This is a genomic window from Mesorhizobium sp. M1D.F.Ca.ET.231.01.1.1, from assembly GCF_003999155.2.
Lineage (GTDB): Bacteria > Pseudomonadota > Alphaproteobacteria > Rhizobiales > Rhizobiaceae > Mesorhizobium.
This window is the reverse complement of the sequence record NZ_RZOZ02000008.1, coordinates 264973-280280: the sequence shown is the minus strand read 5'-3', so window position 1 is coordinate 280280 and position 15308 is coordinate 264973. Positions and strand designations below refer to the sequence as shown.

The window sequence follows — 15308 nt, the reverse complement described above, 5'->3', positions numbered from 1 at the left end:
CGCCAGATCGTCGCCTCTCTGCTCGCAGCGATCTTTACGCAACCGCCCTTGGCAGCCCTGCGCCAAAATCTCCATGCCTTGCGGCATCGCTGGCGCGAGCCACCTCGAAAGCGCAAGTTTCAGTCCATGCCAACGCTATCTTAGCGCGTATGCCCTTGTGGGGAGGTCGGACCGCAGGTCCGGGTGGGGGTCAGCGCCCCACCCCCGCCCCGCTGCTTCGCAGCGGCCCTCCCCGCATGGGGGAGCGTAAGCTCACATCCCCGTCAGGTCGCTCATCAGCCCGGATGCCACCGAGAGCCGCGACACGGTGATCTCGCCGCCTTCGGTCAGCGCCTGTAGCCGCTCGCGGATGCGTGCGACGCGCTCGCCGCCGGCCTCCAGCCAGGCCGCCACCGCATCCGCCGCCTTGCCGTGGGCGGTGAGCGCCGCAACGGCGATGCCGCGCCTTGCAGCGCCGATGGTGTCGGAGGCGCGCGACAGCGCAAGCTGGTCGTAGTAGTCCGGCGGCATGATCGAACGCGCGGCCTCCTCGACGCGCGGAATGCGGAAGGCGTCGCTGACGGCGAAGAAGGCCTTGGCCGCGCTGACGATGTCGGCATTGGCCGTGCGCGCGGTGAGCGCGATGTCCGGGATCAGTTCACCAACCTCGGCGAGCGCCAGCTTCTCGGCCAGTTTCTCGGGCGCGCCGCCCTTGAACAGGCCGTGCCGCCGCTCCTCGATCCGCTCGCGCGAGAAGGCCGGCAGCAGCGCGGTGAGCTTCGGCTCCAAAGCCTTGCGCGCCTCCTGCAATTCGGCGATGCGCTGGCTGAGCGGTACCGAGTCCAAGTCATTCTTCAGGTACCAGCCGCTGGTCACGAAGATGAGCCGGCTAACCGACTGGTAGAGATCGAGTTGCATCTGGCCGTCGATCTGGTTGTCGAGCGCGTCGATTTCGCGATAGAGCGCCGGCAGCGCGAAGCCGTCGCGGACCACGGCGAAGGTGCGGACGACGTCGGCCGCGCTGCGCCCCGTGGCTTCCTGCAGGCGGTTGACGAAAGACGGTCCGCCGCGATTGACCAGATCGTTGGCGACGACGCGCGCTATGATCTCGCGCCGCAGCCGGTGGTCGCGGATTTCGCCGGCGAATTTCTTCGCCATGCGCTCCGGGAAATAGCCCATCAGGTCGCGGTCGAAATGCGGATCGTCCGGCACGTCGCTGGCGACGATGTCGGAGAACAGAACGATCTTGGCATAGGCAAGCAGCACGCCGAGCTCGGCCCTGGTCAGCGGCTCTCCGCGCGCCTCGCGCTCGGCAAGCGCGGCCGGCGAGGGCAGCGTCTCGACCGCGCGGTCGAGCAGGCCCCGCGCTTCAAGCGCCGTCATGAAACGCGCCTGATGCGCTATGTCGGCCAGCCCGCGCTTGCGCGCCAGCGAAAGCGCCAGCGTCTGCTGGTAGTTGTTGGAGAGCACCAGCCCGCCGACCTCCTCGGTCATTTCTGCGAGCAGCTTGTTGCGCGCCGGTCTCGCCAGCGAGCCTTTGCGCATGGCCGACGCCAGCGCGATCTTGATGTTGACCTCGACGTCGGAGCAGTTGACGCCGCCCGAATTGTCGATGGCGTCGGAATTGCAGCGGCCGCCATTTATGCCGAATTCGATGCGCGCCCGCTGCGTGACGCCGAGATTGGCGCCCTCGCCGATGACCTTGGCGCGCACCTCGAGCGCGGTGACGCGGATGGCGTCGTTGGCGCGGTCGCCGACATCCTGGTTGGTCTCGCCTGAGCCCCGAACATAGGTGCCGATGCCGCCGAACCACAGAAGATCTACCGGCGCCTTGAGAATGGCGTTCATGATCTCGACCGGCGTCGCCGTGGTCTTGCCGAGACCGATCGCGGCCGCGGCCGCCGCCGGCAGCGTGATCGATTTCTGGCTGCGCGAGACGATGACCCCGCCTTCCGACAGTTTCGACTTGTCATAGTCCTGCCATGACGAGCGCGGCAGCGCGAACATGCGCTGCCGCTCAGCCAGCGAAGCCGCCATGTCCGGATCGGGATCGATGAAGATATCGCGATGGTCGAAGGCGGCGATCAACCTGGTCGCCGGCGACAAAAGCATGCCGTTGCCGAACACGTCGCCCGACATGTCGCCGACGCCGACCACGGTGAAGGGCGAGGTCTGGATGTCGCGGTTCATCTCGCGGAAATGCCGCTTCACCGCTTCCCACGCGCCCTTGGCGGTGATGCCCATCTTCTTGTGGTCGTAGCCGGCCGAGCCGCCGCTGGCGAAGGCATCGTCGAGCCAGAAGCCGTGCTTCTCGGAAATGGCGTTGGCGGTGTCGGAGAACGTCGCCGTGCCCTTGTCGGCGGCGACGACGAAATAGGGATCGTCAGGATCGCGCCGCACCACGCCAGCTGGCGGGATGACGCCTTCGACACCGATATTGTCGGTGATCGAAAGCAGGCTGGAGACGAAATTCTTGTAGGCCGAGGTGCCGGCCTCGAAGATCGCGTCGCGAGTGCCGCCGACCGGCAGGCGCTTTGGATAGAAGCCGCCCTTGGCGCCGACCGGCACGATGACCGCGTTCTTGACCTGCTGCGCCTTGACCAGACCCAGCACCTCCGTGCGGTAGTCCTGGGCGCGGTCCGACCAGCGCAGGCCGCCGCGCGCCACCGGACCGAAGCGCAGATGCACGCCCTCGACCTCGGAGCCGTAGACGAAGATCTCGCGCCAGGGCCGCGGCGCCGGCAGGCCGTCGACGGCCTGCGAGTCGAGCTTGATCGCCAGCGACTGCCCCTTCTCTTTCGTATCGGCTACGAAATGATTGGTGCGCAGCGAAGCTTCGATCAGGTTGAGGTAGCGGCGGATGATGGTGTCGTCGTCGATGTTGGGGACCTCTTCCAGCGCATCCTTGATCTTGGCCTTGAGGTGCTTGGCGGCCACCACGCCTTCGGTTTCGGCCTTCGGCCCGAGGCGGGCGACGAACAGCTGATGCAGCCCGCGCGCGATCTCCGGATAGCGGTTGAGCGCGGCGGCGATGAAATCCTGGCTCTGCGGGATGCCGGCCTGCTGCAGGTAACGGCCATAGGCCCGCAGGATTGTGATCTCGCCCGACCACAGCCCGGCGGTCTGGGCAAGGCCGTTATAGGCGTCGTTGTCGACATCGCCGCGCCAGACCGAAAGGAAGGCATCCTCGAACAGCGCGCCGCCGTCGGCGAGGTCGATCGGCTTGCCGTAGCTGTTCTCGAGCTCCATGTCGTGGATGAAGACCATGCCGGAGGTTTCGTCGCTGACCTCGAAGGTGCGTTCGCTGATGACGCGGAAGCCGACATTTTCCAGCACCGGCACGCGCCGCGACAGCGCCACCGGGCTGCCATAGTGATAGATCTTCAGCGACGCCTGGTGCGCATTCTGGTCACCATGGCGGTAATAGTCGATGGCGATCGGATTGGCGGCGCCGATCCTGGCGATGCGCCCGGCATCGGCCAGCGCCACCGCCGCGGTAAAGGTATCGCGGTAGCTTTCAGGGAAGCGCGCCGCGATTGCCTTCAGCGCCGGATCGCTTCCGGCCGCTTCGGCCGCCTCGGAAAGCGCGTCCTCCCAGGTGCGCACGATGTCGCGCAGCGCCGCCTCGATCGTCGCCTGATCGACCTTCGGCGTCTTGCCGCCGGAGCGGCCGATGATGAAATGGACGCGCGCCAGCCCGCCTTCCGGGAAGGCCGGATAGTAAGCCGAGAGCCGCCCCTCGAACACCGTCTTGAGATAGGCGCCGATCTTCTCGCGCACGACGCTGTCGTAGCGGTCGCGCGGCACGAAGACGATGACGGAGACGAAGCGATCGAACTGGTCGACGCGCACCAGCGCCCGCACCCGCGGCCGCTCGATCAGCCCGAGGATGGCGCTGGCGTGCTTGCGCAGGATCGGTACCGGGACCTGGAACAGCTCGTCGCGCGGATAGCTTTCCAGCGTGTTGATCAGCGCCTTGCCCGAATGATCATGCGGGTCGAAACCGGATTTCGCGATGACCGTCTCGGCCTTCGAGCGCAGATAGGGGATTTTCATCACCGAGCGCGTGTAGGCGGTCGAGGTGAACAGGCCGACGATGCGCAGCTCGCCGGCGAGCGCTCCCTTGGCGGTGTAGGTCTTGACGCCGATATAGTCGAGATAGATACGGCGATGCACCGAAGACTTGGCGTTCGCCTTGGTGACGATCAGCGGCTCCGGCCCGTGCAGGAAGGCGCGGATTTCCGGCGTCGTCGTCACCGCCTCGGTGCCGCGCCTGAGAACCAGCACGTCAGGATCCGACAAGATGCCGAGGCCGGGCTTGTCGGCGCGCTCCAGCGTGCCGCTCTCCTGCCCGCCGACATATTTGAACTCGCGCATGCCGAGGAAGGTGAAATTGTCGTCGCGCAGCCATTCGAGGAAGGCGATCGCCTCGGCGACGCTTTTCTTGTCGAGCGGCACGGCCGAATAGCGGAATTCGGAAATGGCCTGGTCAAGGCGGGCAAGCATCCGCTTCCAGTCGGTGACGGCGGCGCGAACCTGGCCGAGCATCTTGCGCAGCCGCTCGGTGAGCCCAGCCGCCTGTTCCGCGCTCAGCCGCGGGATATGGACATGAACGACGCTCAGCCGGTCGTCATCCTCCTTGCCGCTGTCGCCCGGGAGCTGCACGACGCCGCTCTCCTCGTGCCGCACGGTGACGATCGGATGGGTGACGAGCGTCGGCTGGCCGGACGTCTCGGCGATCTCGCCGAGAATGGAATCGAACAGGAACGGCATGTTGTCGTTGACGACCGTGATGACCGTGACCGGCCTGCCGCCGCAGGAAACGCCGGAATCGGCCTCGACGGCGACGACGCTCTCGCCCTTCCTATGGCGGGCGACGGCGCGGCTGGCGAGATCGGCGGCGCGTTCCAGGTCGGCTACATCATAGGCCGCGATATCCTCGGCCGGCGCCCGGGCAAGCAGGTGGTCGGCAAGCCTCGCGGGCTTTTCTTCCGCTTTCGCGGCGACTTTCTTCTTCGGCTTGGATTTCACGCTGGCCATGACGCTTATTCCCTCCCGTCGTATGCTTTTGCGACTATGGTAGCAGATGACCGCCGTTTGGCGACAAAGGTTTGACGACGCATTAAAAAATTCGAACCGACGTCTTGCGAGGAGAACCATCGTGACCGACAGGATTACCGCGCTCGACCTTGTCCAGGCGGAGCTCAGCGAAGCGACGACGGCCTATTTCGCCAAATGCGAGGAGAAGCTCGGCCTCGTGCCCAACGTGCTTCTGGCCTACGCCTTCGACGAGAAGAAGCTGCGCGCCTTCACCGACATGTACAACGATTTGATGCTGGGCGATTCCGGCCTGTCGAAGCTGGAGCGCGAGATGATCGCGGTCGTCGTCTCCTCGATCAACCATTGCTACTACTGCCTGACCGCGCATGGCGCGGCGGTGCGCCAGCTTTCGGGCGATCCGGCGCTGGGCGAGATGATGGCGATGAATTTTCGCGCCGCCGAACTCTCCGGGCGGCAGAAGGCGATGCTGGAATTCGCGGTCAAGCTGACGGAGGAGCCGGCCAGGATCGTAGAGGCCGACCGCGCCGCATTGCGGCAGGCCGGCTTCAGCGATCGCGACATCTGGGACGTCGCCTCGACCGCCGCCTTCTTCAACATGTCCAACCGGGTGGCGGCCGCCGTCGACATGCGGCCGAACCCCGAATACCACGCCATGGCGCGGTGAGGCTGGCCAGCGTTACATTAGCTACTTCGAATTTTTCATTGCCCACCCCGCCGTTTGGGCCGATGATCAACGATTGCGGCTATGCCGCATATCAACGATCGCGGCGGAGCCCGCATATCGGATTGCGGCTATGCCGCATGTCGCCCTGCGGCGTGGCCGCATGCCGGTTCGACGCCGCCGACAAGGGAGGAAGAACATGGCGAAATATCTCTATGTCTATCACGGCTCCGGCAAGATGCCGACCGACGAGGCCGAACGGAAAGCGGCGATGGACGCCTGGACCGGCTGGTATGACAAGCTGGGCACCGCCGTCGTCGACGGCGGCAATCCCGTCGGCATGTCGAAGACGGTGCTGCCCGGCGGCACGGTCGAAAACAATGGCGGCAGCAATCCGACCGCCGGCTATACGATCGTCGAGGCGAAGGACATCGACGATGCCGTCGCCAAGGCCAGGGATTGCCCGATCCTGACGAACCCTGCCTTCAGCGTCGAGATCGCGCCGATCATCGAGGTGATGTAGCGATCGGAAGCGTCGGCGATCGCCACAGCGGGGAAGGCGGGCAGCGCGCCGGTCTTGCCCGCCCGGCTTCGCACGGCTAGAAGAGCCGACCTCTTGTCCATTTCGAGCTTCACTTTGCCTCAGTAACCGCCGGTCTCGTCTACTCCCCCGAAGCACCGCGGACGCAGCTTTTGGCGGCGCCTGCATCATCTTCATGTGTTCTTCAGGCGGCAGTTTCGAGACCGGTTTGGCATTGCTGAGCCGCCGTCGCGCGCAACTCGCCGACGCCTGACTTCCAACCATCACGGCCTTTTGCCACGCCGTGCCTGATGGGCATCTCGGACATCGCCGACCTGACGGACTTCCCGACGGGAAGGGCCTTCCGGCATGTCTGGACTGTTGCGTATCCGCTGGGCGGTCGTGCCCGAAATCGCGCCTCGACCTCTCATCAACTGCAATCGCTGTGGCGGTGTGATCCCCTATCGATGCGGCGGAAAATTCCGTGTCAACGCCAACGGCAAGCGCATCGATGCCTGGCTGATCTACCGCTGCACGGGCTGCGACAACTCCTGGAATTTTTCTATCCTGGAGCGTCGCAACCGCCGCGATATCGCGCCGGCGCTGCTTATGGCGCTCGAAAGCAACGACCCGACGCTCGTGCGATGCCACGCGTTCGATGCCGCCGCGCTGCGGAAGCAGATCGGTCGGATCGAGGAATTTTCTGACGTCACGGTCCAAAGGCAGCTTCTGGATGGCAGGCCGGAATGCGCCAGCGCGCTTATGCTCGAGCTTCGGCTCGACGCCGCGACACCCTTGCGGCTCGACCGTCTGCTCGCCGGAGAGCTCGGCATCTCGCGGTCGAGGCTTCAAGCCTGGCAAGAACGGCAGTCGCTCGCTATCGAACCGGATGGTGCCAAAGTCCTGCGCAGGCCGGCGCGCGACGGCATGGCGATCCGCATCGATCTTGCCGGCGAAGCCGATCGGGACGCCATCCTATCGGCTGCATGCGGATGAAATGAAAAGGGAGGGAGCAAAATTGCCCCCTCCCCCAATGACCGCCTGCGAAAGGGGCCTACGCCGCGCCCATCACCTTGGCCGCCTTCTCGAAGCGCTTGCGCTCGTTCGGGTCGAGATAGAGCTTCCTGAGCCGGATGGTCTTCGGCGTCACCTCGACCAGCTCGTCGTCCTGAATCCAGGCCAGCGCGCGCTCCAGCGTCATGCGCACCGGCGGGGTGAGCTTCACCGCCTCGTCCTTGCCGGCGGCACGGATGTTGGTGAGCTTCTTGCCCTTCAGCACATTGACCTCGAGGTCGTTGTCGCGAGAATGGATGCCGATGATCATGCCCTGATAGACCTTGACGCCCGGATCGATGATCATCGGGCCGCGGTCTTCCAGGTTCCACATCGCATAGGCGACCGACTCGCCCTGCTCGTTGGAGATCAGCACGCCGTTGGTGCGGCCGGGCAGCTCACCCTTGTACGGCTCGTAGGCATAAAACAGCCGGTTCATCACCGCGGTACCGCGCGTGTCGGTCAACAATTCCGACTGGTAGCCGATCAGGCCGCGCGTCGGCGCGTGGAAAACGAGACGCTGGCGGTTGCCGCCGGAGGGACGCAACTCGACCATCTCGGCCTTGCGCTCCGACATCTTCTGCACGACGACGCCGGCATGCTCCTCGTCGACGTCGATGACGACTTCTTCGACCGGCTCGAGCAATTCGCCGTTCTCGCCCTTCTGCATGACGACGCGCGGCCGTGACACGGCGATCTCGAAACCTTCGCGGCGCATCGTCTCGATCAGCACCGCAAGCTGCAATTCGCCGCGGCCGGAGACAAAGAAGGAATCCTTCTCCGCCGATTCCTCGATCTTCAGCGCCACATTGCCTTCGGCCTCGCGCAGCAGGCGGTCGCGGATGACGCGGCTGGTCACCTTGTCGCCCTCGGTGCCGGCAAGCGGGCTGTCGTTGACCAGGAAGGACATCGTCACCGTCGGCGGGTCGATCGGCTGCGCGTGCAGCGGCTCGGTCACGCTCGGATCGCAGAAGGTGTCGGCGACAGTGCCCTTCGACAGGCCGGCGATGGCGACGATGTCGCCCGCCTGCGCTTCCTCGATCGGCTGGCGCTCAAGGCCGCGGAAGGCGAGGATTTTCGAGATGCGTCCGGTTTCGATCTGCGTGCCGTCATGGTGCAGCACCTTGACCGCCTGGTTGGGCTTGAGCGTGCCGGACTCGATGCGGCCGGTGATGATGCGGCCGAGGAACGGGTTGGCTTCCAGGATGGTGCCGATCATGCGGAACGGACCGGGATGCACCGTCGGCGCCGGCACGTGCTTGACGACGAGATCAAACAGCGGCGCCAGGCCCTGGTCCTTCGGGCCTTCGGGATTCTCGGATACCCAGCCGTCGCGGCCGGAACCGTAGAGGATCGGGAAATCGAGCTGCTCGTCGGTGGCGTCGAGCGCGGCGAACAGGTCGAACACCTCGTTGACCACCTCGATGTGGCGGGCGTCCGGCCGGTCGATCTTGTTGATGACGACGATTGGCCGCAGACCCACCTTGAGCGCCTTGCCGACGACGAACTTGGTCTGCGGCATCGGCCCTTCGGCGGCGTCGACGAGCACGATCGCCGAATCCACCATCGACAGGATGCGTTCGACCTCGCCGCCGAAATCGGCGTGTCCGGGCGTGTCGACGATGTTGATGCGGGTGCCCTTCCAGTCGACCGAGGTCGCCTTGGCGAGGATGGTGATGCCGCGTTCCTTTTCGAGGTCGTTGGAATCCATGGCGCGCTCGGCCACGCGCTGGTTGTCGCGGAAGGCGCCGGACTGTTTCAGGAGCTGGTCGACGAGCGTGGTTTTCCCATGGTCGACATGCGCGATGATCGCGATATTGCGGAGGTTCATTGTCTGGTCTCGGGAGCGTTGCAGGCGGCAGGCCCAAAAGCGCCGCCTTTTTCGGTTGCGCGGCTCATACAAGGTTTTTCGCAATTGCGAAAGGGGAGGCCCCACCCCAAATACATGGTCACTGATTCTTAAACGTCTTGGGGTGAAATGATTCCATTAACCAAGGCGGAACCTTTGAAGGGTTTAAGCAGTTCGATGTTCATGACCGATCAGATGTCCAGATTGCGTCCGGTTTTGGCATGGGCGGCGCTTGGCGTTCTGCTTGCGGCCGGTGTGGCGCAGTCGGCGACGGTTCTGAGGGAAGCTGACCCGATCTCACCGCCTGACGTCAAGACCGCGCAGCAGATGTTCGCCGACGCCCCTGACGGTGTCGACCCGATCGTCACCGGCCCGGTCAGCGCCGCCTTCAAGCAGCGCCAGAAGGCCGCCAACTGCGATACAGCCGTCTGGCCGAACGTTCCGGCGACCTGCTATCCGGATTGACGACCGCTTCCGCGGTCGTCGTCTCCCAGGAAAAGAGCCTCAAGCCGAGCGCACCGGGTCCAACGTCACCTTGTAGAGTTCGTTGTCGTCGCGATCCATCAGCCGCACGGTGAGCTGCTCGGTGGCGCCGGAAATATCGACCAGCCCGAAGAACTGCAGCCCGGCGGACGGCGGCAGGTTCTGGCCCTGCTCGGCGGTCGGCGCCTTGATGAACTTCAGCTCCGGCCCGAACGTCATGTCGAGGTCGTTGGGGCCGAATGTGCCGGCATGGATCGGGCCGGAGACAAATTCCCAGAACGGGTTGAAATCCTGGAACTGCGCCTTGTCGGGGTTGTAGTAATGCGCCGCCGTGTAGTGCACGTCGGCGGTGAGCCATACCGTGTTGGTGATGCCGGCGTTCTTGATGTAACGCAGCAGATCGGCGAATTCGAGCTCGCGGCCCTTCGGCGCGCCATTGTCGCCATTGCTGACCGCCTCGGCGCCGGCCTTCTTGGTGGCGTCGTTCCATACGACCAGGCCAAGAGGCATGTCGGCGGCGATGATCTTCCACGTCGCCTTGGAATTCGCCAGTTCCCGCTTCAGCCACTTGGTCTGCTGCTCGCCGAGCATGCGCGACTTCGGCGTCAGCGTTTCCTCCATGTCCGGACCGTTCGGCCCGCGATAGGAGCGCATGTCGAGGAAGAAGACGTCGAGCAGCGGCCCATGGGCGATCTTGCGGTAGACGCGGCCGGGCTCCGACGGCTCGTAACGGATGGTCGTCATCTCGTGGAAGGCGCGCGCCGCGCGGGCCGCCAGCACATGGACGGACTTTTCCGTGTAGCGGTTGTCGGCGGTCAGGTCCTTCGAATCCGACCAGTTGTTCAGCACCTCGTGGTCGTCCCACTGGTAGAAGGTCGGGCAGATGGCGGAGAGGCCAAGCACATGCTTGTCCAACATGTTGTACTTCCACTGGTCGCGGTACTCGTCCAGCGTCTCGGCGACCTTGCGTTTGCCGTCGATCATGACGACGTTCTTCCATTTGCCGCCGCCGGGCAGGTCGACCTCGTCCTTCATCGCGCCGTCGGCATAGATCGTGTCGCCGGAATGCAGGAAGAAGTCAGGCGTGTGCTTGGCGATGGTGGAATAGGTCTTCATGCCAGTCTCGTCGATGCCCCAGCCCTGTCCGGCGGTGTCGCCGGACCAGGCGAAGCGCACGTCGCGCTTCGAGGCCGGCGCGGTGCGGAAGCGGCCGACGATCGGCTCGGAGACGGCATTGATGTCGGAAAGATCGGCGGCGACCATGCGGTAGAAGATATCCTGGTCGGCGGCGAGGTCGGTGAGCAGCCGCTTCACGGTGTAGTCGCTGGCGGGCGAGGTATCGAGCGGCGCCAGCTTTGTCGCGTCAGTGAAGCTTTCCGTCGTCGACACTTCATACATGACGCGCGCCGGGCGATCGGTGCGCGTCCAGACCATGCCGGAGGTGGCGTCGACATCGCCGGACTGGACGCCGTGGGTGAAGGCCGGGCGCTGGCTGGCGCGGGAATAATAGGGCAGCGCGAGGCCGGAGGCGCCGACAAGGCCAAAGGCGCTGGCCGAAGTGACGAAAGCGCGGCGGGTCAATGAGAGCTTGTTCATGGCTGTCTCCGGATGGCATTGAACGGGACCGCCAAGCTCTCGCCTCAATGTTTCAGGCGCATATCGGAACCATGAAGTTTTGATAACAATCCAGCTCTTCCTTCTCCCCTTCTTGTGGGAGAAGCTGAGGCCGCACCCTCAAGCCGCCTGCGGCTCCGGCTCGAAGGCCGGCCTGCTCGTGTTGATCAGCAGCGAGATACAGGCCGCCGCGATGCCCGTCATGCCGGCGATCAGGAAGGCGAGCTCGTAGTTGCCCTGCAGCTCGCGCATGGTGCCGCCGAAGGCAGCAGCCGCGGCTGCGCCCACCTGGTGGCCGGCGACGATCCAGCCGAACACGATCGGGCCGCTGCGGTCGCCGAAGGCTTCGTTGGCGAGCCGCAGCGTCGGCGGCACGGTGGCGATCCAGTCGAGCCCATAGAGCACGGCGAAGATGATCAGGCTGACCGCCGAGAAGCCGGAATAGGGCAGGTAGATCAGCGACAGTCCGCGGATCGCATAGTAGACGCCGAGCAGCTTGCGCGGGTCGAAGCGGTCGGTGAGCCAGCCGGACAGCGTCGTGCCGATCAGGTCGAAAATGCCCATCAGCGACAACAAGCCGGCCGCCTGCACCTCGCCGATCCCCATGTCGCCGCAGAAGGAGATGAGATGCGTGCCAACGAGACCGTTGGTGGTGAAGCCGCAGATGAAGAAGGTGGCGAACAGGTACCAGAACACGCGCGTGCCGGCGGCGCGGCGCAGCGTGTTGAGCGTATGCGCCAGGAAATTGCCTTGCGAGGCCGGCGACACCGGCGGCACATCGTCGGCGTCGGCGCCATAGCGCACCTGGCCGATCGAGGCCGGGCGCTCCGGCACCAGCAGATAGACCAGCGGCACCAGGGCGGCGGTGGCGATAGCGATGGCGATGGCGACCGGCTTCCAGCCGCCCGCCTGGGCCAACGAGGCGAGCAGCGGCAGGAATACCAGCAGGCCGGTGGCGCTTGAGGCTGACATCAGCCCCATCACCAGGCCGCGATTGGTCTTGAACCAGCGATTGACGATGGTGGCGCCGAGCACTGTTGCGACCGCACCCGAGCCGATGCCGGAAAACACGCCCCATGTGATCAGCAGATGCCATGGCTTGGTCATCAGCAGGCTGAGCGCCGTCGAGCCCGACATCACCAGCAGCGATGCAAGCAACGTGCGGCGCAGGCCGATCCGCTCCATCAGCGCGGCGGCAAACGGCCCGGTCAGGCCATAGAGGAAGATACCGATGGCGGCAGCCAGCGAGACGACATCGCGCCGCCAGCCGAAGCTCTCCTCCAGCGGCAGCATCATGACCGAGGGCGCGGATCGCAGCCCGGCGGCTATCAGCAGGCACAGGAAAATGACTGCAACGACGACAAAGGCGTAGCGCTGGCCAAACGGGCGGAACTGAGCTATCATGTTACTGACCGGTACGTTGCAATGGATAATGCCATACATACGTACCGGTCAGTAACATTGTCAAGCGGGTTTGTTGGATGTCATCGGACAAAAAAATTGAAGCGTCGGTCAACAAGGCTCCCGCGGCGCCGAAGGCCGCCGACAAGATCCTCGACGTGGCGCGCGACCTGTTCTATCGCGAAGGTATCCGCGCGATCGGCGTCGACGAGATCGTCAAGCGCGCCGGCGTCACCAAGCCCAGCCTCTACCGCACCTTCCCGTCCAAGGACGAGCTCGCCGCCTCTTATCTGCGCAAGTATGACCTGGAATTCTGGCAGCGTTTCGACGAAGCCGTCGACGCGCATCCCGGCAATCCGCGCGCCCAGATCGTCGCCTTCCTCACCCGCGTCGGCAAGCGCACGCAGAAGCCGGACTATCGCGGCTGCGGCATGACCAATGCGGCGGTCGAGTATCCCGAGCACGGGCATCCCGCGCGGGTGGTGAGCGAGAACAACAAAGTCGAACTGCGCCGTCGCCTGCGCGCCATGGCGGCGGCGATGGGCGCGGCGGATGCCGACACGCTCGGCGACGGGCTGCTGCTGTTGATCGAGGGCGCCTACATCAGCGGCCAGTTGTTCGGCCTCGGCGGACCGGCGGCGTCGGTCGCCCGCAACGCCGATCTGCTGATCGAAGCCAGCTTGAAGAAATAGCGATTGACGCTAGCGCGTTTCACCGTTTCACGGAAACGGTGAAACGCCCTATCTCCTTGTTTTTACGCAATTCCAGACGGAAACCGCTCACACTTTTCGTGGAATTGCTCTAGGCTGCGGCGACCTTCACCGGAGATGTCCCGCAATGCGTGCGCTTCTGATCCTTCTTGGCCTTGTCGCTTTGTGCCCGGCGGCGCATGCCGGCGACATTTCCAGCGCCTACACCGATCTCGACTGGAAGAAGGATTGCGTCACCTATGCACAGGCGGAAGAAGGCGATGGCGACTGGGCGAGCCTCGCCTGCGCGGGCTATCGCGGCTATCCGGTGCTGGTCGGCTACGACGACGCGCGCGAATCCGTCTACTACGGCTTTCCCTCCGACGACATGACCGCGGTGTGGGAAAGCTTTTCCGCCTTCAATTCCTCTGGAGCCAAGGTCGAGTGGCGCATCGAAACCAACGGCGACAAGGCCATCCCCTTCGCCGTCATTCACCGCCGCGAGATCAGCAATCCCGAAAACGAGAACAAGCCGACCGAGGTGCTGGTCGTCGCCAAGGTCGCGCAGCCGGAGGAGCATGAGGGCTGCACCGTCGGCCTTGTGCTCGCCACCGGCAATGCCGAGGCCAACGACCAGGCGCGCAGGCTCGCCGACGAAAAGGCGAAGAGCTTTGCTTGCGGCAAGGACAAGCGCGAGCTGATCGGCAACGTCCCCGACTTCGGCCGGGTCGACAACTGATTATTTGCTGGCCTTCGCCCGCTCGATTGCGTCGACGATCATCTTCTTGGCGTATTTGGAATCGTGCCAGCCCTCGATCTTGACCCATTTGCCGGGCTCGAGGTCCTTGTAGTGCTCGAAGAAGTGCTGCACCTGCTGGCGGGTGATTTCCGGCAGATGCGTGTATTCGGTGACGTTCTCGTAGCGCAGCGTCAGCTTCGGCGACGGCACCGCGATCACCTTCTCGTCCTGGCCGGCATTGTCTTCCATGATCAGCACGCCGATCGGGCGCACATTGATAACGCAGCCGGGCACCAGCGCGCGCGTGTTGCAGACCAGCACATCGATCGGATCGCCGTCGCCGGACAGCGTGTGCGGCACGAAGCCGTAATTGCCCGGATAGCGCATTGAGGTGTGCAGGAAGCGGTCGACGAACAGCGTGCCGGCCTCCTTGTCCATCTCGTACTTGATCGGCTCGCCGCCGATCGGCACCTCGATGATGACGTTGATGTCGTCAGGCGGGTTCTTCCCGGTGGGCACGGCTTCGATACGCATGGCGCAAATCCCTCTCAATCTTGTGAGATCGATAGCGGGACACGCGTCATGGTGCAATGCGGCGAATGGTGCTGAACGCTATTGGAAGCGCACAGTTTGTGATGGGTTGTAATGCATGTCGGCCAAAAGTGCGCAGCGGTTTTGGGGAGAACGACATGCATCGAGACAGAAACTCAAGGCGCGTCGCGGCGCGACGCGCTTTGACGGTGTCCCGTCATTCCCAGACGAAGGCGACTTTCTTCAGCGCCTTCTGCTCGAAGACCTCGACGCCTTCGGCGATGTCGCGGCCGCCATTGCCGGCATAGAAGGCCAAGGCGTTGTGATTGTCTTCCAGCGCCCACACCACCAGGCCTTTGAGGCCATGGTCGGCAAGGCGCGTCCGCGCCGCCTTGAACAGCCGGCTGCCAAGCCCGATACCCTGATATTCGGGCCGCAGGTAAAGCTCGTAGATCTCGCCCTGCTGCCTGAGCTCGCGGGCGCGGTTCTTGCCGATCGTGGCGTAGCCGGCGATCGTGCCGCCGATCTCGACGACCAGCACGGTGGCCGCGCGGCGAATCGCGTTCGCCCACCAGTCCGGGCCGCGGCGATTGATCATGGCCGTCAGCGTGCGGTGCGGGATGATGCCGCAATAGGCGCCGCGCCACGCTTCCTGATGCACTTCGGCGATGGCGGTTGCATCGCGAGGGTCGGCTTTGCGGATGTCGATCGTCAGCGTGTTCATGATT

12 protein-coding genes are annotated in these 15308 nt (G+C 64.6%); 6 read left to right on the top strand and 6 right to left on the bottom strand.

Annotation, left to right across the window (positions count from 1 at the left end; all coding sequences use genetic code 11):
- Positions 1–252: 252 nt before the first annotated feature.
- The gene (locus EN874_RS22105; RefSeq protein ID WP_127427269.1) at positions 253–5019 is read right to left on the bottom strand and encodes an NAD-glutamate dehydrogenase; all 4767 of its coding nucleotides are present in this window, start codon (positions 5017–5019) and stop codon (positions 253–255) included.
- Between the two features lie 121 nt (positions 5020–5140).
- Here EN874_RS22105 and EN874_RS22100 point away from each other — a divergent pair, with 121 nt between their 5' ends.
- The 3 genes from EN874_RS22100 (at position 5141) to EN874_RS22090 (ending at position 7217) form a co-directional block, all read left to right on the top strand.
- Positions 5141–5704, top strand: coding sequence for a peroxidase-related enzyme (locus EN874_RS22100; protein ID WP_127427268.1), 564 nt, complete (start codon positions 5141–5143; stop codon positions 5702–5704).
- A gap of 196 nt (positions 5705–5900) precedes the next feature.
- Positions 5901–6224: a hypothetical protein gene (locus EN874_RS22095; RefSeq protein ID WP_245467985.1), complete on the top strand. Its 324-nt coding sequence runs from the start codon at positions 5901–5903 to the stop codon at positions 6222–6224.
- A 366-nt stretch (positions 6225–6590) separates the two neighbouring features.
- Positions 6591–7217, top strand: a complete 627-nt coding sequence (locus EN874_RS22090; RefSeq protein ID WP_127427267.1) for a DUF1062 domain-containing protein — start codon at positions 6591–6593, stop codon at positions 7215–7217.
- Positions 7218–7275: 58 nt separating this feature from the next.
- Here EN874_RS22090 and typA read toward each other — a convergent pair whose 3' ends face one another.
- Positions 7276–9105 carry a translational GTPase TypA gene (typA, locus tag EN874_RS22085; protein WP_126086991.1) on the bottom strand — a complete coding sequence of 610 codons (1830 nt, stop codon included), beginning with the start codon at positions 9103–9105 and terminating at the stop codon, positions 7276–7278.
- A gap of 201 nt (positions 9106–9306) precedes the next feature.
- Here typA and EN874_RS22080 point away from each other — a divergent pair, with 201 nt between their 5' ends.
- Positions 9307–9588, top strand: coding sequence for a hypothetical protein (locus tag EN874_RS22080; RefSeq protein ID WP_168247543.1), 282 nt, complete (start codon positions 9307–9309; stop codon positions 9586–9588).
- Between the two features lie 39 nt (positions 9589–9627).
- Here the strand turns inward: EN874_RS22080 and EN874_RS22075 are convergent, their stop codons facing one another.
- Entirely contained in the window at positions 9628–11202 is a 1575-nt protein-coding gene (locus EN874_RS22075) for an alkaline phosphatase (protein WP_127427265.1), read from the bottom strand.
- A gap of 138 nt (positions 11203–11340) precedes the next feature.
- Positions 11341–12624, bottom strand: coding sequence for an MFS transporter (locus EN874_RS22070; protein ID WP_127427264.1), 1284 nt, complete (start codon positions 12622–12624; stop codon positions 11341–11343).
- A gap of 77 nt (positions 12625–12701) precedes the next feature.
- Between EN874_RS22070 and EN874_RS22065 the strand changes: the two genes are divergently transcribed.
- Both EN874_RS22065 and EN874_RS22060 read left to right on the top strand, forming a co-directional pair.
- The gene (locus EN874_RS22065) at positions 12702–13313 is read left to right on the top strand and encodes a TetR/AcrR family transcriptional regulator (RefSeq protein WP_127427263.1); all 612 of its coding nucleotides are present in this window, start codon (positions 12702–12704) and stop codon (positions 13311–13313) included.
- A gap of 145 nt (positions 13314–13458) precedes the next feature.
- A complete protein-coding gene (locus EN874_RS22060; protein WP_127427262.1) occupies positions 13459–14049 on the top strand; it encodes a hypothetical protein in 591 nt (196 codons plus the stop codon).
- On the opposite strand, the gene ppa is transcribed toward EN874_RS22060, so the two are convergent.
- Positions 14050–14583, bottom strand: a complete 534-nt coding sequence (gene ppa, locus EN874_RS22055; RefSeq protein ID WP_126086985.1) for an inorganic diphosphatase — start codon at positions 14581–14583, stop codon at positions 14050–14052.
- A 214-nt stretch (positions 14584–14797) separates the two neighbouring features.
- A complete protein-coding gene (locus EN874_RS22050) occupies positions 14798–15304 on the bottom strand; it encodes a GNAT family N-acetyltransferase (protein ID WP_127427261.1) in 507 nt (168 codons plus the stop codon).
- Between the last annotated feature and the right edge of the window lie 4 nt (positions 15305–15308).

Excerpts from the sequence above, each read along its gene's own strand:
- EN874_RS22075 (WP_127427265.1), bottom strand. The coding sequence starts at position 11,202 with ATGAACAAGCTCTCATTGACCCGCCGCGCTTTCGTCACTTCGGCCAGC.
- EN874_RS22090 (WP_127427267.1), top strand. The coding sequence starts at position 6,591 with ATGTCTGGACTGTTGCGTATCCGCTGGGCGGTCGTGCCCGAAATCGCG.
- EN874_RS22080 (WP_168247543.1), top strand. The coding sequence starts at position 9,307 with ATGACCGATCAGATGTCCAGATTGCGTCCGGTTTTGGCATGGGCGGCG.
- EN874_RS22070 (WP_127427264.1), bottom strand. The coding sequence starts at position 12,624 with ATGATAGCTCAGTTCCGCCCGTTTGGCCAGCGCTACGCCTTTGTCGTC.
- EN874_RS22065 (WP_127427263.1), top strand. The coding sequence starts at position 12,702 with ATGTCATCGGACAAAAAAATTGAAGCGTCGGTCAACAAGGCTCCCGCG.
- EN874_RS22095 (WP_245467985.1), top strand. The coding sequence starts at position 5,901 with ATGGCGAAATATCTCTATGTCTATCACGGCTCCGGCAAGATGCCGACC.
- typA (WP_126086991.1), bottom strand. The coding sequence starts at position 9,105 with ATGAACCTCCGCAATATCGCGATCATCGCGCATGTCGACCATGGGAAA.
- EN874_RS22050 (WP_127427261.1), bottom strand. The coding sequence starts at position 15,304 with ATGAACACGCTGACGATCGACATCCGCAAAGCCGACCCTCGCGATGCA.
- EN874_RS22060 (WP_127427262.1), top strand. The coding sequence starts at position 13,459 with ATGCGTGCGCTTCTGATCCTTCTTGGCCTTGTCGCTTTGTGCCCGGCG.
- ppa (WP_126086985.1), bottom strand. The coding sequence starts at position 14,583 with ATGCGTATCGAAGCCGTGCCCACCGGGAAGAACCCGCCTGACGACATC.
- EN874_RS22105 (WP_127427269.1), bottom strand. The coding sequence starts at position 5,019 with ATGGCCAGCGTGAAATCCAAGCCGAAGAAGAAAGTCGCCGCGAAAGCG.